General features: G+C 41.2%; 18 protein-coding genes and 1 other RNA gene. 1 reads left to right on the top strand and 18 read right to left on the bottom strand.

All coding sequences use genetic code 11. The annotated features are described in order from the left end of the window. Window positions 1-5: 5 nt before the first annotated feature. A complete protein-coding gene (locus WAA20_RS06935) occupies window positions 6-1,676 on the bottom strand; it encodes a formate--tetrahydrofolate ligase (RefSeq protein ID WP_073384560.1) in 1,671 nt (556 codons plus the stop codon). A 157-nt stretch (window positions 1,677-1,833) separates the two neighbouring features. Further along, window positions 1,834-4,905 carry a DNA translocase FtsK gene (locus WAA20_RS06930; RefSeq protein WP_073384562.1) on the bottom strand — a complete coding sequence of 1,024 codons (3,072 nt, stop codon included), beginning with the start codon at window positions 4,903-4,905 and terminating at the stop codon, window positions 1,834-1,836. Window positions 4,906-5,077: 172 nt separating this feature from the next. Here WAA20_RS06930 and WAA20_RS06925 point away from each other — a divergent pair, with 172 nt between their 5' ends. After that, on the top strand, window positions 5,078-5,653 hold the full coding sequence (locus tag WAA20_RS06925; RefSeq protein WP_073384564.1) for a hypothetical protein: 576 nt from the start codon (window positions 5,078-5,080) through the stop codon (window positions 5,651-5,653). A 145-nt stretch (window positions 5,654-5,798) separates the two neighbouring features. Here WAA20_RS06925 and proB read toward each other — a convergent pair whose 3' ends face one another. From proB to WAA20_RS06845, 16 genes are all read right to left on the bottom strand, one after another. Further along, window positions 5,799-6,596, bottom strand: coding sequence for a glutamate 5-kinase (gene proB / locus WAA20_RS06920; protein WP_073384566.1), 798 nt, complete (start codon window positions 6,594-6,596; stop codon window positions 5,799-5,801). A 196-nt stretch (window positions 6,597-6,792) separates the two neighbouring features. After that, window positions 6,793-8,181, bottom strand: a complete 1,389-nt coding sequence (locus WAA20_RS06915) for a flagellar hook protein FlgE (protein WP_081373601.1) — start codon at window positions 8,179-8,181, stop codon at window positions 6,793-6,795. Window positions 8,182-8,335: 154 nt separating this feature from the next. Further along, window positions 8,336-9,454, bottom strand: a complete 1,119-nt coding sequence (gene glgD / locus WAA20_RS06910) for a glucose-1-phosphate adenylyltransferase subunit GlgD (protein ID WP_073384570.1) — start codon at window positions 9,452-9,454, stop codon at window positions 8,336-8,338. Then, complete coding sequence (locus tag WAA20_RS06905; RefSeq protein ID WP_073384572.1) at window positions 9,447-10,598, bottom strand: glucose-1-phosphate adenylyltransferase; 1,152 nt, start codon at window positions 10,596-10,598, stop codon at window positions 9,447-9,449. Before WAA20_RS06905 ends, glgD begins: the two co-directional genes overlap by 8 nt. A gap of 43 nt (window positions 10,599-10,641) precedes the next feature. Further along, on the bottom strand, window positions 10,642-10,893 hold the full coding sequence (locus tag WAA20_RS06900) for a hypothetical protein (protein WP_073384574.1): 252 nt from the start codon (window positions 10,891-10,893) through the stop codon (window positions 10,642-10,644). Between the two features lie 232 nt (window positions 10,894-11,125). After that, window positions 11,126-11,956, bottom strand: a complete 831-nt coding sequence (locus WAA20_RS06895) for an MYG1 family protein (protein WP_073384575.1) — start codon at window positions 11,954-11,956, stop codon at window positions 11,126-11,128. Between the two features lie 77 nt (window positions 11,957-12,033). Further along, on the bottom strand, window positions 12,034-12,861 hold the full coding sequence (locus WAA20_RS06890) for an energy-coupling factor transporter transmembrane protein EcfT (protein ID WP_073384577.1): 828 nt from the start codon (window positions 12,859-12,861) through the stop codon (window positions 12,034-12,036). Continuing rightward, entirely contained in the window at window positions 12,845-14,572 is a 1,728-nt protein-coding gene (locus tag WAA20_RS06885; protein ID WP_073384578.1) for an ABC transporter ATP-binding protein, read from the bottom strand. The genes WAA20_RS06890 and WAA20_RS06885 overlap by 17 nt, the downstream gene beginning before the upstream one ends. 9 nt (window positions 14,573-14,581) lie before the next feature. Further along, window positions 14,582-15,136 carry an ECF-type riboflavin transporter substrate-binding protein gene (locus WAA20_RS06880; RefSeq protein WP_073384580.1) on the bottom strand — a complete coding sequence of 185 codons (555 nt, stop codon included), beginning with the start codon at window positions 15,134-15,136 and terminating at the stop codon, window positions 14,582-14,584. A gap of 144 nt (window positions 15,137-15,280) precedes the next feature. Next, window positions 15,281-15,636, bottom strand: a transfer-messenger RNA (tmRNA) gene (ssrA, locus tag WAA20_RS06875). A gap of 147 nt (window positions 15,637-15,783) precedes the next feature. After that, window positions 15,784-16,137, bottom strand: a complete 354-nt coding sequence (locus WAA20_RS06870) for a hypothetical protein (RefSeq protein ID WP_073384581.1) — start codon at window positions 16,135-16,137, stop codon at window positions 15,784-15,786. 15 nt (window positions 16,138-16,152) lie between these two features. Beyond that, window positions 16,153-16,527, bottom strand: a complete 375-nt coding sequence (locus tag WAA20_RS06865) for a hypothetical protein (RefSeq protein ID WP_073384583.1) — start codon at window positions 16,525-16,527, stop codon at window positions 16,153-16,155. A 60-nt stretch (window positions 16,528-16,587) separates the two neighbouring features. Then, complete coding sequence (locus WAA20_RS06860; RefSeq protein WP_073384584.1) at window positions 16,588-17,106, bottom strand: GNAT family N-acetyltransferase; 519 nt, start codon at window positions 17,104-17,106, stop codon at window positions 16,588-16,590. A 219-nt stretch (window positions 17,107-17,325) separates the two neighbouring features. Next, window positions 17,326-18,261 carry a glycoside hydrolase family 43 protein gene (locus WAA20_RS06855; RefSeq protein WP_073384586.1) on the bottom strand — a complete coding sequence of 312 codons (936 nt, stop codon included), beginning with the start codon at window positions 18,259-18,261 and terminating at the stop codon, window positions 17,326-17,328. Between the two features lie 162 nt (window positions 18,262-18,423). Beyond that, entirely contained in the window at window positions 18,424-19,227 is an 804-nt protein-coding gene (locus tag WAA20_RS06850; protein ID WP_073384588.1) for a PHP domain-containing protein, read from the bottom strand. A gap of 57 nt (window positions 19,228-19,284) precedes the next feature. Further along, window positions 19,285-20,892 carry an alpha-L-arabinofuranosidase C-terminal domain-containing protein gene (locus WAA20_RS06845; RefSeq protein ID WP_073384590.1) on the bottom strand — a complete coding sequence of 536 codons (1,608 nt, stop codon included), beginning with the start codon at window positions 20,890-20,892 and terminating at the stop codon, window positions 19,285-19,287. Window positions 20,893-20,967: the final 75 nt, after the last annotated feature.

The raw sequence follows: 20,967 nt of genomic DNA, 5'->3' as shown, positions 1-20,967 counted from the left end.
AATAATTAGAACAAGCCTGTAATCTTGCCATTTTCATCGACATCAATGTCGAATGCTGCAGGTCTCTTAGGAAGACCCGGCATGGTCATGATAGAACCTGTAATAGCAACAACAAATCCTGCTCCTGCTGATACATATGCTTCTCTTACTGTGATCTTGAAATCCTTAGGTCTTCCAAGGGCCTTCTGATCATCAGAAAGTGAGTACTGAGTCTTAGCCATACATACAGGAAGATCACCAAAGCCAAGCTCTGTTATCTTCTGAAGCTGTCTTGCTGCAGCAGGTGCATATACAACACCATCTGCACCATAGATCTTTTTAGAAACAGTCTCGATCTTATCTGTAAGAGACATTTCAAGCGGATAGATAGGTGCATAGTTACTCTTCTTGTTATTAAGAGTATTCATTACCATGCGTGCAAGATCTTCGCCGCCTTCTCCGCCTTTTGCCCATACTTCTGAAAGGGCAAAATCGCAATCACGTTCGTTACAGAATTCTCTTACATAAGCGATCTCAGCTTCTGTATCAGATGTAAATGAGTTGAGAGTTACAACCACAGGAACGCCGTACTGCTGGAGGTTCTCGATGTGCTTTTCAAGGTTTACGATACCCTTCTTAAGTGCATCAAGGTTCTCCTCGCCGAGCTGATCCTTAGGTACTCCGCCATTATATTTCAATGCTCTGATTGTTGCAACAAGTACAACTGCATCAGGCTTAAGGCCTGCCTGACGGCACTTGATATCAAGGAACTTCTCAGCACCAAGATCTGCACCAAAGCCTGCCTCTGTAATAGCAACATCAGCAAGTCTTAAAGCTGCATTAGTAGCACGAACTGAGTTACAACCATGTGCGATATTAGCGAAAGGACCACCATGGATGATAACAGGTGTATGCTCAAGTGTCTGAACAAGGTTAGGCTTTATTGCATCCTTTAAAAGAGCTGCCATAGATCCAACTGCGTTAAGATCCTTGGCTGTAACAGGCTTTCCATCGTATGAGTAAGCTACGATGATGCGTCCAAGTCTCTCTTTAAGGTCACTTATATCATTAGCAAGGCAGAATGCTGCCATAACTTCTGTAGCAACAGTAATTGCAAAATGATCTTCTCTAACAAAGCCATCTGCCTTGGCACCAAGACCAACTACAACATTACGAAGGCTTCGGTCGTTAAGATCCATACATCTCTTCCATACTACCTGTCTTGTATCTATGCCAAGTTCATTGCCCTGCTGGATATGATTATCAAGAAGAGCTGCAAGAAGGTTGTTAGCTGCTGTGATCGCATGGAAGTCACCTGTAAAGTGAAGGTTGATATCTTCCATAGGAACGCACTGAGCATATCCGCCGCCTGCTGCTCCTCCCTTGATACCAAAGCAAGGTCCAAGTGAAGGCTCACGAAGAGCTGCTACTGTCTTAACTCCGATTCTGTTAAGGGCATCTGCAAGACCAATACTTGTTGTTGTCTTACCTTCTCCCGCAGGTGTTGGGTTAATTGCAGTAACCAAAACCAGTTTGCCGGCTGGCTTATCTTTTAAACCCTGAAGAAATTCCTCGGAAATCTTAGCCTTATATTTTCCATAAGGCTCGATATCATCTTCTGTCATTCCTACGCGCGCTGCAATTTCCTTAATCGGTAATTTTACCGCCTCCTGTGCTATCTCGATGTCTGTTTTCATAAAGCTCCTCCTTAATTATTGCAAATAACCAAAACAACTTAGAACTGATGTCTATAAATATAAGTTATATTGATGTTGTAATCAATCACTGATTAAAAATACTACTATATTTTTGAAATATTTTTATCCTTGAATAGATCAGATATAGGATTTTACCTTACTTCTGACCATTAAGAAGTGCTTCGAACTCAGCCTTACTCATAAGAACTTTTCTGGGCTTCGTTCCTTCTTCTTCTCCTACAACGCCTGCTTCACACAGCTGATCCATAATACGTGCAGCGCGGTTAAAGCCAATCTTGAATACTCTCTGAAGATTACCAATTGAAGCTTTTTCCTTATCAATGATAAACCTTCCTGCGTCTGCAAAATATTCATCTCTGTCAGGACCTGCGCCCACTGCGCCGCCATCAGATGAAGAACTTCCAGACTGACCTTCCATCTTCTGAACAGCTTCCTGGATCTCACTGTCATAGGTATCATCATCAGAATCTTCCTTAAGGAAGTCTGTAACTTTACTGATCTCAGAATCAGAAACAAACGCGCCCTGAAGTCTTACCGGCTTGCTGACGCTCTGAGGATAAAAGAGCATATCACCTTTACCAAGGAGCTTTTCAGCGCCGACCATATCAAGAATAGTACGGCTGTCTGTACCACTTGAAACTGCAAATGCGATTCGGCTTGGCATATTGGCTTTGATAAGTCCCGTGATAACATCAACTGACGGACGCTGTGTTGCTATTACAAGATGAATTCCGCATGCTCTTGCAAGCTGGGCAAGACGGCATATTGCTTCTTCAACTTCATTTGCAGATACCATCATAAGATCTGCAAGCTCGTCTACTATAATGACGATCTTTGGAAGCTTCTTGAGCGTACTGTCTTCTGCCATATGAGCTTCAACATACTCGTTGTAGCCTTTAAGATCTCTTACTTCTGCATCAGCAAAATACTTATATCTTCTGGTCATCTCAGCTACTGCCCAGTTAAGAGCTGCAGCAGCCTTCTTAGGATCTGTAACAACAGGTATAAGAAGGTGAGGAATACCATTGTATACAGAAAGCTCAACAACCTTAGGATCGATCATGATCATTCTTACATCTTCAGACTTAGCCTTATAGATGATAGAAAGGATCATAGTATTGATGCATACAGACTTACCGGAACCTGTTGCACCTGCTATAAGTACGTGAGGCATCTTGGCAATATCCGTAACTATAGTCTTACCACCGATGTCCTTACCAACGGCAAAAGACAGATCTGCTTTAGACTCTCTGAATTCTCTTGATTCAAGAAGTTCGCGAAGTGATACTGTAACATTTTCTTTGTTGGGAACTTCAATACCAACAGCAGCCTTACCAGGAATAGGAGCTTCTATTCTGATATCAGTAGCTGCAAGATTGAGTTTGATATCATCCTGAAGGTTAACGATCTTGGATACCTTAACACCTACTTCCGGCTGAAGCTCATATCTTGTAACTGTAGGTCCCTGGCTGATATCTGTAATAGTAACGTTAACACCAAAGGTCTTAAGCGTCTTTTCAAGCTTGGCAGCAGTCTGCTTAAGGATCTTGGCAGAATCGGCATTTTTACTTCCCTGTCCCGGTTTAAGGAGATTAGTTGGCGGGAACTTGTATTTCTTGGGCGGTTTTGCAGCATTCTTATTAGCTATCCTTGCTGTCATACTTCCCTGACTTGTATCAGCACTTGTTCCTTCAAAAGCAGGCCTTGAAGAAGCACTTCTTCCCTGATCAGGCGCTGCGCCGTTAGAATAGCTGATCTCACCAGGCATGTAAGAAGGCTCTTTGGCAATGGAATCTATCTTCTGAGTATTCCTTGAAGCTGACACGTGATCCTGTCCATAGATCACATAGCCCTCTTCTGATACTCCATTACCATAATCCTTACCATCTGTATGGATCATGATATCGCCTTCGTCTATCTCTTCGATATCTTCTGAAAGGCGGGCTTTGAGCTTACCTGTAAATCTATGCTGGCCGTCAGATTCAACCATAGTCTCCATCTGAGCGCTCTTTAGATCTGTTCCTGCATAGATCTCATTTCTTTCTCTGGAATTATCAGGAATTACAGGATGAGAGTTAACAGATACTTCTCTTTCGGCAGGAGCTTGAGGCAATCTGGGTTCCTGAACCGTTTCCTGTGCAAGATTATTGAATGTTATCTCATGAATATCATCATGAACCTCGGAATCATCCGGTACATAGAAAGATGTATGTATCCTTGGTTCAGGTCTTGACTCTTCAAAATACTCTTCTACAGGTTCCTGCTCGTACTCAGGCTCATCAAGACTTCCGTCATCATCAGACATTGTACCTGAATCTTCAAAGTCGCCGCTTGCACGAAGGTCCGTATTAGTATCAACACCTGATACATAGTGGTCCATCCTGAGGATCTTCTCATCCTCTTTTTGCTGGATAAGAAGCTCTTTTTCCCTCTTGGCAGCTTCTCTTCTTTCTTCAATGCGCATTCTTCTCTCGCGTACCTGCTCAGAATAAAGAGCTGCATCCTCTGCAGCTTTCTCCTTGAGCATATGTGTACCTCTTTTGACACCGCGAATAAGAGATTTCTCTGTAAGAACGACAAGACAGATGGCAGCTGCGACTATCAATATCAAAACAGTGCCGATAAGAGAAAATGTCTTCATCAGAAGATAGGCGATGGAGCCAAAGATGACACCTCCGCCATTACGCGCTGTAGACGCTTTTTCATAAATATCTGAGATACTGAAAGCTTCCATATATACGCGGCCAACAGTTATCTCAAAAACAATACCAAGTATTATGGTAATACCTATGCATGCAATTATCTTACGAACAGCAGGAATACTGCCATGATTGGATATATAGAATACTACCATTCCGCCTACTATAAGCGGCATTACATAAGCAAGGAATCCGAACAGACCGAACATCACCTTGCTAAGTAAGGCTCCAAAAGCTCCCAGAACTCCGAAATTGCACAGGAAAAGAGCAATTGCCACCGCTATAAGGACAATTGCAGTTATCTCACTTTTTAAAGCATATCCAAGATCATCCTGATCCTCGTACATCCTGGTATCTATATAATTATCTCTGGAAACCTTTTTTGAAACAGACCTTTTGCCGGTATTTGCGCTTCTATTACCTGAAGACTTGCTTCTTGATGAAGTCCTTTGCGCCTTGCTACCGTCTGAAGATCTAGTCTTTCTCGCATTGGAATTTGTACCTGACATATTTTCCCCGACCCCTGATAAAAATTTATTGGGATAAACCAAACAAGAATGCAGTCTGGTTTTGTTTCTCATAAAGTATACCATTTTAGAATGGTTTATGCTATACTTTATGCGGTGTCGTATTTGACACGCTATTATTGGTTTAAGCATATAGAAAGCAGGAGTAATACTAATGGAATTTAAACAGGTAGTGGACTCAGGGTCCTTCAAACAAGTAGGTAACGATACTTCTTCATTCAAGATCAAAGATGTAGCTGAGAAATGCAGACTCCTTCAGACTGATAACGGTCTTAAGGTAGACTTTAACTATACAGGTCCTAATGCCAGCAGCTATCTTCAGTATGTTGAGAAGCACAGAGAAGAGCTTACAGAGTATCTTCTTAATCCCGATGTTGCTGATTATTATGAGTGGCTTGAACAGAGCCATCAGACACCGATCACATTAAAGAAGCACGAGAAAGAGACTCTCATTCTTTATGTTAATTTCGATCCTGAAACTATGGTAATGGAAGCCGGCATCTCAGATGACAACATCACAATGAAGCTCGGTGCTCCACTTATTCACCTTGAGATCGACAAAATGTCAAGAAATGATTTCAAGCTCAGCATTTACAACATGCTCCTTCTTGCAGACGAGATTGCAGTTGGAATGGGCAATGAAAATCTTCGTAAGATGGCTAATATCGAAATGGTAAAGACATATCTTGCAGAGATCTACGACAAGTATACAGAACTTCCTAATCAGTAATTTCTGAAATGTCATAACCATCAAGTAGTCTTACTCTAATTATATAGGCAATAATAATAGCCGGATGGCAGGAATCGTTTCCTCCACCCGGCTTTCTTAATTTCTTCTGTCTCTGATAATTTCATCCTAAAGCAAAAGATACAAATTATTTCTTTCCAACGAATAAAGTTCCAACTATCTTTTTATCAAGGATATCGTATATCTGTTCAGGCCTTTGACCATTGATTATAAGAACATCTATTCCTTTGCTTGTTGCAAGCTCTGCGGCATCCATCTTGGTTATCATTCCGCCTGTACCTCTGTTGGAACCGGAATCTCCTGCCCTGTTGCGAAGTTCTTCATCGATGTTCTCAACCCTGCTTATAAGCTTTGCATCAGGATTGGTCTTAGGATTTGAATCATAGAGTCCGTCTATATCTGACAGGATTATGAGCTTGGCTGCCTCACAGAATACAGCAACAACAGCTGATAACATATCATTATCGGAAAAGAGCTTCTTGTCAGACTCGATCTCCGCATGGCTTATGGAGTCATTCTCGTTAATGATAGGTATTATGTGGTTTTCTAAAAGTGCATTAAGTGTATTAGTAAGATTTTCTCTTCTTTCAGGATTTTGGACATCTTCATTACTAAGAAGTATCTGACCAACAAGTCTTCCATATTCACCAAAAAGCTTGTCATAAAGGTGCATAAGTTCAAGCTGGCCAACTGCAGCTGCTGCCTGCTTAAGTCCAAGGTCCTTGGGCTTTTGTGCAAGTCTCATCTTGCCGGCGCCAACAGCGATAGCTCCCGAACTTACAAGGACAAGATCATATCCCATGTTCTCAACTGCTGAAAGGGCTCTGCACAAATGATCGAGCTGCCTTATATTAATGTCTCCGTTTTCATTGGTAATAGTGGATGTACCAACCTTAACTACAATTCTCTTCTTTGAAAGTGCCATGCCTAAAAGATTCTCCTTCTGTGTTTAAAACATTATTAACCATTATAATCAGTTTAGAACACTACTGCAATAAAGTTTTACATTAATGATAAATTTAGTGCCCTAATAAGCACCTATATAAAAAGAGCCGGATGATCAGTCCAGCTCTTTTATATAGATATATTATGTTTTAATAAGTTTTTATCTCTTCAAGTTTTTATCTCTTCAAGTTTTTAAGCTCCTGAAGCATAGAATCTGATGTTGTGATAATGCGGCTGTTAGCCTGGAATGCACGCTGAGCTGTGATCATTCTTGTGAACTCATCAGACAGGTCTACGTTACTTGCTTCAAGTACTCCGGTTGAAATAGTACCGTTATTTTCATCAACAGGAGCTATATCAGGATCTCCTGATGCCTTAGAAGCTGAATACAGATTATCACCTTCATTAACAAGACCGGTTGCATTCATGAATGTTGCTGTAGCCATCTGGGCAAGGAGTCTTGTATCACCATTAGAATACTTGGCATATATACTGCCATCTTTCTGAACAGAGATACCTGTCATCTTACCATCTTCCTGTCCCTGACCATTACCCTCTGCATCACCTCTTGCAGTCCTTAAGGTTGTAACGCCGCCTGTATTGTAGTTAGTAGTAAGTCCAAGATCAAGAGTGATCCCGACACCCGCTACATTGATATTAGCAGTCTCAGCGCTTGTCAGCTTACCATCAGCAGGACTATATGTAAGTTCGATCTCCTGCTCATCAAAATCAACCTTCTTACCCTGTGAATCAGTAACTCCCGTAAGTGTCATCAGATAAGTTGTATCGTCATCATCTCCTGCATCAGTAATAGAGAAGTTAAGGTTATAGGTCTCATATCCCTCTTCTCCCGGAACAAGTGCTGCTGCAGAAACGCCGTGGCCTTCTTTGGTATAGATAGATTTATCCATCTTATCAATGTTACCGGTAACTCTTATATTAGTTGTTGGTTCACCCGGAGAATCCTCTATATCAGGACCCATGAGCATGATCTTTCCAATAGGGCCGTCCGTGTTAACGGTAGCACCATCTGCTGATTCCCAGCCAAGAACATAATATCCAAGGGAAGAAGTTACAAGATAGCCTTCATCATCCTCAGGATTACCGATCTCATTGATCTCGCCGTCAACAAAGAAGTCACCATCTCTTGTATAGTACTGATTTGTGCCATCAGTTACGATAAAGAAGGCATCTCCTGTGATCATCATATTAAAGGGAGCATCCGTAGTAAGAGCTGATCCCTGTTTTGTAATGTTGGTATCAATAGCTGCAACTCTGCCGCCAAGACCTACCTGAATAGGGTTAAGAGAACCTCGGGTTTCCGAAGGACCCGAAGCATTGGATTTATTCTGATACAGAATATCAGAAAAGTTAGTTGCCATTGATTTGTAGCCATTGGTATTAACATTGGCGATGTTATTACCAATTACATCCATCGATGTCTGATTGATGTTAAGTCCGGAGACCGCCGAGTATAAAGACCTTAGCATAAAACCTCTTTTCCTGGTATCACACTGGCCGCCATAGGCGTCCAATTCTTCCCTGAATATACTGCGAATAGCCATTTGGATATCAGTGCGGTCATCCTTGAATGCACCTATCTATTTCAGTCTTTATATCGGCATCTTTGCATAGCACCTTAATTCCTCCCGGGCAAAAAAATCCCGCCTTACACCATTTTTGTTTGAAATAATGATGCAAAGCGGGATGAACAGTTTCTTAAATTATATCCATACGTCTTATGTATCCAGGCTGATTCTCAGGACAGATAAGATTTTGCTTCTCAGTGATCTTAGCCCACTTATCTACTACCATGTTCTCAATGCGAACCCCTTCTTCTATAGTAGAGTGGCCCATGATGATACAATTGCGGACGATCGCGCCCTTCTTGATCTCAACACCACGTCCGATAACGGAATTTTCAACGTTTCCTTCGATAACGCATCCATTAGCTACCATAGTCTTTTTCACAGAAGCTGATGCAGTGTACTGAACTGGGCAGGAGTCTGTGGTGTGAGTGTAGATAGGCCAGTCATTTGAGAAAAGACTCTCAGCCTTATCCAGATTCAAAAGCTCCATGTTAGCTTCATAGAATGCTCTGAAATCAGTTATCGCTGCAAAGTAGCCCTTGTGCTGAATGCCTCTGATATCAAGGTTTTCAGCCTCTGCATGGATCACATTGGTAAGTCTTGATATAGCAGAAAGCTTTCTTGCCTTCTTGATAAGCTCAATAAACAGATCCTTGTGCATAACATAGGTATCCATGAAAATATTACGATCAGCAATAGTACCTGTATTGATCCTCATGGACTTAAAGCCCTTCTGCCTGTTAAGCTCAAGTGTATAGCAGTTACGATAAGATGTATCTGCATTATTAACCTTGTGATACAGAAGAGTTATGTCAGCCCCAGAGCTTATATGCTCATTTAAAAGCTTATCGTAGTCCTGCTTAAATACCATATAGCCGGGAGTAATGATAACGTATTTCTCATGACATCTTTCAAATGAAGGAAGATTATCAAAATACGCCTTAACATCAGTATTATAAATATCGCTCAAAGTGCTTTCATGGCTGAACATCAGCTGAAGAAGACCTCTTTTTGAGTTGATATTATAGATTCGGCCATTACCAACATGCTCTGCAAGTGATCTTGGATTTTCGTTGTTAACATAAAGCTGAACACGCTCAATATCGCTGTTCGAAAGGTTAGATACAGGGAAGTCTACGATACGATATCTTCCAAGAAAAGAGAATGCACTTATAGGTCTGAAATCCTGAAGACCTTCTACTCTCATATAATGTCCGGCAGGAGCGATTATTCCGATTGCATTAGCCATAATATTTTCCTCCTTCCTCGATATCGTGAGCAACAAGCAAGATGTTATCACTCTTAGCACTACCAACAACTGCGCCATCACCTATCTTAACGCCGTCTGCAACCAGTGCTCTCGTAACCTTAGCACCCTCTCCTACAACTGCGCCTGTCATAAGGACACTATCCTTAACCTTGGCGCCGGCACCTACAATACTGCTTGTAAAAAGAACTGAATGCTCAACCTTACCATGAACCTGAACACCCTGAGTGATGTAAGCGCACTTAACTTCAGCGTCCTCGCCTATAAACTGAGGAAGCTCAGTTGCATCCTCTGTATATATCTTCCATGAATTATCTCCAAGATTAAGCTCACTTCCCTCTTCAAGAAGATCCATGTTAGCTTCCCACAGAGAATCAATTGTTCCAACATCCTTCCAGTAGCCCTTAAACTTATAAGCATACAAAGCTTTACCATCATTAAGCATTGTAGGGATGATATCTTTACCAAAATCATGGTTGGAGGTCTTGCTGTTCATATCAGCTACAAGCATTTTGCGAAGCTGTTTCCAGGAGAAAATATAAATACCCATGGAAGCAAGATTGCTCTTTGGATGAGCAGGCTTTTCCTCAAACTCAATGATACGGCCATCATTAGCAGTATTCATGATACCGAATCTGCTGGCTTCCTTCTTAGGAACCTCGATAACTGCGATCGTAGCATCAGCCTTGTTAGCGATATGATCATCGAGCATCTTGTCATAATTCATCTTATAGATGTGATCACCTGAAAGAATAAGAAGATATTCAGGCTCATAAGAATCTATGAAATCGATATTCTGAGATATGGCATCAGCTGTACCTCTGTAGACATTGAGGCCACTGTCTGCTTTCTCACGAGGCGGCAGGATAAACACACCGCTGTCTTTGCTGTCCAGTCCCCAGATTCTTCCTGCGCCAGCGTAACTGTTAAGAAGAATTGATTCATACTGTGTCAGAACTCCAACAATATCTATGCCACTATTTGCGCAGTTACTAAGTGGAAAATCAATGATCTTATATTTTCCTCCAAAAGCCACAGCCGGTTTTGCAACTTTGTTGGTAAGATCTTTAAGACGGCTTCCTCTTCCTCCAGCAAGTACCATTGCCAACATATTGTTCTTTGCCATAAGTACCCCCTTTTAAAATTTTTATTGGATGTTGCTTTAGATATTACTTTGATAAAAAAGCTTTCATTGGGTCCACAGTTTTTGCCATCTGAATGATGGTATCTTTCTGCGACGTCATATAAAATTCCAATGCTTTAATTTCTTTCTGGGAAAAACCTGAACTCTTTACGATCTTGCCTTCAGGAAGTACTCCCTCAGCGCTTCTCCCTTTATCCTCAAAGGTCACATAGACGACCTTCTCGCCCTTTTTATTCTTCACTGCTCCTGATACAGACATTTTCATTTCTTCCGGCATATAAATCCCCCTTATAAAAGCACAGGTCCAAAAATGAAAATATTCAGCCATTATCAATATGAAGACTATATATACATTTTAAGCCATTCACGCAGGTGCTTCAAGAGTAAAACACGCTAATAATCAAGTTTTCATAAAAAAGAACACCCATTTTCCTCTGCCTGTAAAAAGACAGATGATAAATGAGTGTTCTTTATATTCATATGTTTGTGATGTTTAAGCTTTTACGCTTTTATGCCTTCACTGCAAGCTCAGCGATCTTCCTTGCATCTTCAAGAGTTTCTACTGCGCAAAGGAAACCTGAGTTGTGACAGAATCTGATTCCATCTACGCCTGTAACCTTCTGAAGATAATCAGCTGGCTTACCTCTCCAGTCTTCAGGGAATGGTTTCTTCTCTTCTTCCTTGCCATCCACACGTACAGTCTGTACGTTATAACCGCCTCTTTCTGAAGCATAGATAACATACAGGATATCTGTATTCTTTACTGCATCTTCCCACGGAATGCTCTGTGAAAGCTCAAGAACAGGACCGTTGCAGGCATCTACTTCTTCTTTTACAAGATAATAAGCTTTACGATTTGCATTAATCTGTCTGAATTTGTTTACAAGGATTTCCTTTGCAACAGCAACTGCTCTCCAGAAAGCCTCGTCTCTATCCTGCTTCTCGATCCAGTCAGGATTAAAGTCACTTATGATATCGCAGATCATCCAGAATGAACCTGTGTTATCAGACTTATCGATAGGCTGAATGAAAGTCTCATCGAATATAGCAGCGTCTTCCTCAGACATTACAAGTGTTCCAAACTCTTCAAACAAAAGGCCGAATGCTGCATAAGGAATTCCGTTAGGTCTTACCTTTCTGTCTTTCTGGTGGTGGTCAAATCTTCCAAGTCCTATATCATAAACAAGTCCGTCAAAACCTTCCGGAACCTGCATAACTCTCTTAACTTTGATCTCAGGATTTATTATCTGAATAAATGCAGTTGAAAATACATCATCCGAATGAAATGCACCTCCATGTGTCAAAGCTTCTTTGATCTCATAAATATAATTATTGTCCATTATGTATTACCTTCCTTTAATCCTATTTTGCAGACGGATAATAGAATATTACAAATACATCTATATCGCAAGGACAATTATTTAAAAGGGTTATAAAAACGCCCTCCGTTTACCACATTAAGTATAAGTGATATAGCAAGTAGTCCTGTGCACACCGCCATACTTATATAATCGGCTGCTTTGAACTTTTTCGCCATATACCAGGTACGTTTTTTATTTTTGCCAAAACCGCGAAGCTCCATTGCGTTAGTTATACCCTCGATTCTGTCTACACTTGTAAGAATCAGCGGGATAAGGATTGCTGATGCTGCCTTAAGTCTTTTGACAAGGGAGGCTTTCTTACTCATCTCTACACCTCTGGCCTGACTTGCCTTACTTATCTCATCGTAAGAGCGCTGAATATCAGGGATATAGCGAAGGGCAAGAGCTACAGAATATGATATTGAATAGCTTACGCCTATTCTGTTAAGAGATGCCGCGAATTCACTGGGGTTAGTGGTACATACAAAGAGAAGGACAATAGGGATCGTAGACAGAAATTTGATCCAGTAATTGAACTGGTAAAAGATCTGCTCGGCTGTGAGTCCAAAATGTCCACTCATACCAAAAAGATACGTTGTAGTGCCATATATCTCTGTTCCATGATGGGGGGAAAAGAGGTATAGAAGGATTGTGTTGATAATGAGAAATACCAGCATAAATCCTGTTATAAAGGAAACGTCCCTTATCCTGATATTACCAAGTTTAAAGAGAACAATTCCAAACACAGTAAGGAAGACCAGAAATCTTGTATCATATGTCAGCATTGCGGCAAAGCTCCACAAAAGAAGACATACAAGCTTGGTGGCTCCCGTAAGGTCATGTATTTTGGATGGTCTGTCAATATAATTAAATAAATTCGTCATGAGATCTTACTTCATTCCTCTCATAATCAATAAATCTCTGGACAAAAGAAGTTCCGTCCTCAATTCCGCATTTAAGAGAAAGGCCATATAAAGATGTCTCCTTAAGGCTTGCCTCTTTGACAATGTCAGCATTTGTCAAAATCTTAGCGGGTCTGTCATCAGCTATTATCCTGCCGTGACTAAAGACAACTGCTCTGTCTGCATATTCAAGCATAAGGTGCATGTCATGAGTTATCATCACGATGGTGATACCGCTGTCCTTAAGCTTTTTAAGAAATTCCATTATCTCTGTATAGTGCCTGTAATCCTGTCCTGCTGTAGGCTCATCAAGGATTATCATCTCAGGTCCCAAAGCAAGGATAGCTGCTATTGTAACACGCTTTTTCTGTCCAAAGCTAAGAGCAGAAACCGGCCACTTACGCATCTTCCATAAGCCGCAGATTTTTAAAACTTCTTCTACCTTTACAGCAATCTCATCTTCAGGGACTTTTCTGTTTCTAAGTCCAAATGCAACTTCGTCATAGATCATGACCTGTGAGATCATCTGATTTGGATTTTGAAGTACGTATCCAACGTGATCCGCACGCTCTTTAATACTCTTATCAAGAAAATCCTGGCCGTTAAAAGATATACTTCCAGTATTATTTTTTTCAAATCCACATACAACTTTAGAGAAGGTGGTTTTGCCTGCACCGTTGGTTCCAACTATAGCCAGCATCTCTCCTCTTTTAATATCAAGACTGATATTATCAAGGACATTCTTTTGACTTTTTTCATAAGCAAAGGAAAGGTCTTTGACAGATAATAACACTTCTGTGTCTATATTTCTGGAAGCTTCCGGAGAATCTATATACCATTTGTTTACAAGCTTCTTGTCATCATCACTAAGCTCTATTGCATCAAGATTCCAGGGGTGCTTGTCTTCAGACACCTTAACACCGGCATATTCAAGGGCTGTTACGTATAAGGGTTTTCTGACACCGCACTTATCAAGATCATCTCCTGATAAAAGTTTATCCGCAGAAGTATCTGATACTATGCGGCCTTCATTCATAAGAACAACTCTGTCAACGTATCGGTGAAGGACATCTTCCACACGGTGCTCGATAATAATAACCGCTGCACCAGTCTGCTTTTGCATCTCATCAATAAGTTCTATGGCCTGCTTACCTGTAGCAGGATCAAGGTTAGCAAGTGGCTCATCAAACAGCAGTACATCAACATCATCTACCATTACTCCTGCAAGAGCCACACGCTGCTTCTGACCTCCGGATACTTCTCCCGGTGCATGCGACATAAAGTCGCCGATATTCACCATATCAGCGACTTTCTTCACACGTTCTTTCATTTCTTTTTGAGGGATACAGTCATTTTCAAGCGCAAATGCTATATCCTCAGCCACTGTCATACCAACAAACTGAGAATCACTGTCCTGAAGAACTGTTCCAACAGTTCGGGCAATCTTAAAAAGATTAAGCTTACGGGTTTCTTTACCACAAATAGTCAGACTTCCCGTACTCTTGCCCTTGTATGAAAATGGTATAAGTCCATTGATGCAGTGTACAAGCGTACTTTTACCACATCCAGAAGGACCTGCTATCAGTACCTTTTCACCCTTTGAAATGGTAAGGTCTATATCATAAAGCGTAGGCTTTGCCTGAGCATTGTACTGAAATCCAAAATTTTTAAACTCAATTATTTTTTCTGCCATATAAATGGATTAATCTTCTTCCTTGAGACTTCCCTTCTTCGGAATTGCTGTTGTGTATGCAATGCAAAGAAGTGTTCCAACTATTGCTGTTGTTACGCTATTAGCAAGAGCACCTACAGCTCCCTGAGCAAATACCTTATTGGCAGCCTCTGCATAAATCCGAATATCAAGAATAGGTGCGATAACGATCCATGCGATAGCATGTGCAACTATCTGGCTTACATTAAAGAGAATTATGCTCTTTACACCAAACTCACCATCATCCAGCTTAAGTCTGAATGAGATAATTCCCATGATAAGACCAAAAAATCCGGATGCAATGATCCAACTCCACCAAATGCCCCAAGGCTGGCTGAAGTCAATAAAGAAGTGACCTATAAGTCCTGCAAGGATACCTGCAACTGGTCCGAAGAGAGCTGCGATAAATGCAAGTACGCCGTACTGAACTGAAATATTGGTGTTAGGAACGGGGCTTGGAATGGCAACGAATCTGCCTAATACGAAGAACAATGCTGCGCCGATGGCTGTGGCAACGATTGTTTTAACATTTAATAATCTGTTCATGATAGAATCCTCCCTTATGTGTGATTATCGAAAGACATAATATCATATTTATTATATACATGCTTATACAAGTGGTAAATAGCGAGGTATAGATTTTGGCTATAACAAAAAACTCATAAACACTTATTAGTGTTTATGAGTTTTTAGTGGACTAGACGGGAGTCGAACCCGTGTCCAAAAGCTCGTCCGCTGTCCTTCTACTATCATAGTAAACTGTTTTGGGTTGCCCCATTTTCCTCATCAAACCATCAGTTTACGAACAATCTGAATCGGTAGCTTCATGTTACGCCCACAATCTCAAAGCTTTGACTGTGTCGTTTCCTGCCAGAATGGCGTCAGATTCCGGATGAGCAGGTGCATCCGGGCTGGCGGCTGCAGCGCTTAGGCTGCTGCTAATTCGTAATCGTTGTTAGCGTTTACTTTTAAGTTTGAGGTTTAACGCACCATCCCGCGGATAGCTTCTCCAGTTTCAAAACCCCTGTCGAAACCTTTACTAGCCCTTGTTTATTCAATTAAGCACAAATGTGCTCTAACATTATATCGGATTATTAGAAGTATTTCAACATCACAATAGAAAAAGAACCATGAAACCGTATCAAAAACGCTCCATAGTTCTTTTTTGCTACAAAAACTTTTTGCTCTTTGGATCAGTCTTCTTCGTATATTTCTACACGTTCGAACTTCTCACTAGTTTTACTTGATTTTGACTTAACAGTGATCTTGTCGCCAGGCTCTTTATCTTCGATATCAATGGTATATTTTTCACCTGATTTAGTCTTAAACTCAATCTCATCATCATCAATTTCCCATTCTATCTTATCATTAGATCTATAGCCTTCATTAAGATAACCATCCCCATCTTCGCAAAGGATAAGCATCATTCCATTTTTATTAACATATGCACCGGTCCACTCTTTCTCAGGTGATGTTTTCTTACCGCATGCAACAAGGCTCATCACTGCCATAAGGCTACATACAAAAACTACTGACTTCTTTTTCATACGCTTCCCCCTCTATCAATCCTCTTCATAAAGCTCTGTTCTCTTGAACTTTTCATCATTCCAGTTTTCGCCATTTTTGCCTTTATCAACACTGATCTTATCGTCAGGATCCTTGCCATCAATATCAATTACCAGCTCTTTGAACCTATCGCAGGTAATGGTGATCTCATCGTCATCGATTTCCCATTCGATCTCAAAGTTCTCCGGTGTTCCACCATTAAGCCATCCATTACCATCTTCACAGAGAATAAGCGTACTTCCGTCTTCACCTATATACACGCCGCTCCATTCTCTCTCGATTGAATCATCTTTGGATGAACCTTTGCCGCAGGCAACAAGACTCATCACGGCCATAAGACTGCACAAAAATACTACTACCTTCTTTTTCATATGTATCCTCCCTCAATCATTTTATGTCATGTGCATAAAACACATTATATCATAAGCTTTTTATAAAACACATATCATCTCATGCCATTCTTCGCCGGCCCACACAGAGCCAGATATTCCTTTATCTTCAAATCCAAATTTCTTGTACATAGGAACTTTATTATCAAGACAGGTCAGCACAAGGCTTTTACGCCCTCTCTCCCTCTCTCTTATCTGATAGCGGCGTACCAGCTCTCTGGCAAGGCCCTTCATCTGATAACCCGGAAGAACGTCAAGTCCGCAGATCATGATATTGGCACCTTTATCATCATGGTTCCCTGCATCAGTAAAGAATTCATCTTTAAATTCAGTCTCATCTGTTGCGATTCCATTTAAGAATCCCGCAATTTTGCCTGTTTCCTTATCAACAGCCACAAGGAAAAAATCATGTGCCTTCTTTATTCTTGAAGTCATATTCTCAGGAGAGCAAGCCTCATACGGTGGAAAGCAGGTGTGCTCGATATTAATCGCCTGACCTATCTCATTTTCAGCAATCGTTCTAAATTCAAACCTGTCAAGAAATTCTTTACTGTCGCTCATCTAAGTCTCCTTTTCCAATATCCTGATTCCGATGCAGCCTTTATCCCAATTACATACATTTTTGAATCATAGATTCAAAAATGTAGCAATAGAGCCAATTGAGTTCGACTTCGTCGAAGGCTCTATTGCCAACCGATTCATCGAATCACGAAACACGCAGTAAATGCGCGTTTCTGTAATTTACATTTAAGAAGTCATACTTTATTGAATTCTTTTCTATCAAACTTCCTCAATATTATCACACATAGGCACAGTGCTGATAGACCCGTCTTCGTTATATTTAAACTCAGCTACGCACACGCTTCTGTGGAAGAGGCTTCCCCCAGGAAGATCTCCTGTATGGTAAAAGAGATATGAATGCCCCTTAAAATCGCAGATGCCAGGGTGGTTAGTAAAAATACCGCCCTCTTCTTCGCTCATCAAAACGCCGCCGTATACCCATGGACCTGTCGGTGATGTTGAAGTTGAGTATGCCAGATGCTCATTCCTGTTTTTGCCCTCAGCAAATGCTGCATATACCATGTAGTAAAGGCCATCTCTCTTGTAGAACCATGGTCCCTCGCCATAGGTAGTTCCAGTCATATGGCTTCCTTTGGCAAAAGATTCTTCTGTCATAGGGATCTTAACCACGCCAACCTTCTCATCATATGAGATCATATCCTCATTAAGAAGGACGTAGCGAAGCTCAGGATTACCAAAGTAAAGGTACGCCTGACCGTCATCATCGATAAATACTGTAGGATCGATATCATTCCAGTCACCTTCATCAACAAGCGGATATCCAAGATCCTTAAAAGGACCCTCCGGCTTATCAGCAACGCCTACAGCAATAGCCATGCCGCCATCCTTCTTATGTACAGGACAGTACAGATAGAACTTGCCGTTTCTTTCTATACACTGAGGAGCCCATGCTCTTGCATCTGCCCATTCAATATCATCAAGTGAAAAGATCCTGCCGTGATCTGTCCAGTTGACCATATCCTTTGTGGAGAAGCATCTCCAGTCATTCATTGTATAGAAGTCATTTACAAGCTCATCTTCATCATGAGTTGTATAAAGATAAAGCGTGTCCCCGTACACCATTGGTGCGGGATCCGCTGTATATATTGATTTTACTATAGGATTTGTTCTACTAACAAATATGTTTTCTGACATTTCCAGCCTCCATATGATAGTTGCTATAACCGTTATTATGATCATAGTTATAAACGTCGTTCTGATCGCAACTATGGTCTTATCTATTTTTTCAAATTATACCTATAAAAAGAGCAGTGTACTCTTCACAAGTAAAGAAACACTGCTCAGATATTGCGTTATTCAAAAAAGATCAGAAAGCTCAACACTTCTTCCCACGTTGTTCTCATCAAACAAAGTCATCGGAAGCTCATTAACTGTATCTTCTCTCATTACCTTTCTGTTTTCAGGAATTATAGGCATAAAGCCTTTTCCTGATTTAATAGCGTTAACATAGTCAAAGATAGTCTCAATAGGCTTTTCAAAAAGCATTCCGCCACAGCTCCCTTCAAGGTCATCTATAAAGTGAAGGTCTGTTCCGGAAGTCATGGTGATACCTCTGTCCTTACAGAAGTTATAAGCAAGTATGTCCTGATTTTCAGGATTGCCATTATTACAAGCTTCCATAGCATCGCACTGATATGGATGAAGATATATATCAGAAAGATACCCTCTTGCCCTGAAGGGATGAGCCTGAACTACAAGACCGCCTGCCTCGTGGATGAGTTTCAGATACTCTAAGTGATCTGCATCCCTGATCTCAGGATGAGCCTTGAGCCATTCTTTGTCAGGACCATATATCAGATATTCGTCGCCGTGCTGATTCTCCTCCCAGCCAAAGAAAACCTTTATGCCCTGCTTGTCGCCTTCTTCTTTGGCAGCCTCATATCCGCTGCAGAATTCATCGATATAATCAGACCAGGGAAGACTTCTGGAAGGTCTTGTGTTGCCACGAAAGAAGTGATCTGTAATGATCATTCCGTCATATCCAAGCTCTTTAAATTTCGCTATATAGTCCCTGCCATCTGTCCTGCCGCATGCACTTGCCTGTAATGTGTGCATGTGTACTTCGTATTTGTACTTGTACTGTTCTGATCCTGCTTTCATTTTCCTAACTACTCCTTGACTGCTTCTGTTCCTGAATGAACTCTTTTTTCATAAAGATCAATTTTTACTTTTTTCCAAGATGATCACGTTCCAGGAAAGAGGCTTAACGTATGTTTTAACTTTGCCGTCACTGATTGTCACGTTATCCACGTTTACAGGTTTGATCACATCCGGATCGTCAAAAGAGTTTCCTTTTTCCAGATCCTCAGTAAACATCGCAACATGACTTACACTATCATAACCTTCAAAGCCCGATGCGTCTATAGTCAAAGGGTACTCATCCTTATCGTTTATATTTATAACAAAGATAGCTACGCGGCCATTTTCCTCGTCAAATGCTGAAGCTGCGTCGATATAAGGTACACCTTCCTTGGTCGGGTATTGAGAATTATCATCAATAGCATAACCAGGTATATCAAAGGTCTCACTCTCAACTGCAGTATTAAGAGCTATACCTTTTGCATACTCAAGAAGATGTGTAAATGGATAGAATGAAGCTGACTTCCATACATGATCGTGATCAGAAGCACAGAGTGCTCCAAGGCCTCCTGTCATACATCCGATCTTGACTCTGTCAGCATGACGAAGAAGAGCCAACTGGATTGAAGCCATAGAAAGTGCATGGATCATCTCACTTCCAGGGAATCTTCTTTCTTCCATATTGTCAGGATCGTGCATGATGTACTTTCTGTCAGGGTTGAAGACATAGTGACATCTGTACATGTTGTGAGGTCCGTATCCCGGATTAAGAGGTGAGAGCGGACGCTGCATTGATCCATATTCGTCAAAAGAGATCATGACCTTCTTAGGTGAGCGGAGCTTAGATGCCACAAGGTCGCAAAGTGCAACTTCTGTGTTGATGAAATCTTCGTAATAAAGAGATCCTCCAAGAAGCGCCTTCAGGTCTCCGGGAGGTGCTACGTGGTAATGATGTACTGAAAGATAATCAACTGATTCATAGCACTGCTCAAGAACTTCCTCATCCCATCTTGGGAAGTGTTCCATGAAAGGTGCAGATGATCCGCACACTGCTGTCTCTATTGATGGATCGATCCACTTTACAACCTTGGATACTTCATTAGTACGGTTACCATATCCTCTTGGATCCTTCTCCCATGATCCAAGCTGCCATGGGCCGTCCATCTCATTACCAAGATACCAGGTCTTAACGCCGTATGGCTTATCGTGTCCATTCTTTCTTCTAAGTTCTGCCCAGTAGCTTGTATCCTTATGATTGGTGTATTCCACTATTGCCATGGCATCGCGAATATCACCTGTTCCAAGGTTTATTGTATACATAGGCTCAGTTCCAACCTTCTCAGCCCAGCTAAGATACTCGTCATGGCCTACCTCGTTGGTGTAATACTGATACCACGCAGGATCAAGAACAACCTTTCTGTCTTCCTTGGGCCCAATTGAATTCTTCCAATCCCAGCCTGATACAAAGTTACCGCCAGGAAGTCTTACAGCAGGCATTCCTGTCTTTTTGAGTGCTTCTATAACATCAGTTCTAAAGCCCTCTTCGTCTGCTGTAGGGTGCTTTGGATTAAACATTGTACCGTTGACCATTGTTCCTATCGGCTCAAGGAAAGTACTAAAAAGTCTCCTGCTTATCTCACCTGTTTTAAACTGTGGATGAATCGTGATCTTTGCGTCTTTGCTCATATAAAAAACGTCCCCCATTCTATGTATTTTGGTAACCCCAGTTACCATCCCTGTTTCAGGTTATAATCTTTGTAA

The sequence above is a fragment of the Butyrivibrio fibrisolvens genome, from assembly GCF_037113525.1.
In the GTDB taxonomy this organism is placed as follows: domain Bacteria; phylum Bacillota; class Clostridia; order Lachnospirales; family Lachnospiraceae; genus Butyrivibrio; species Butyrivibrio fibrisolvens.
This window is presented reverse-complemented; position numbering and strand designations above follow the sequence as displayed.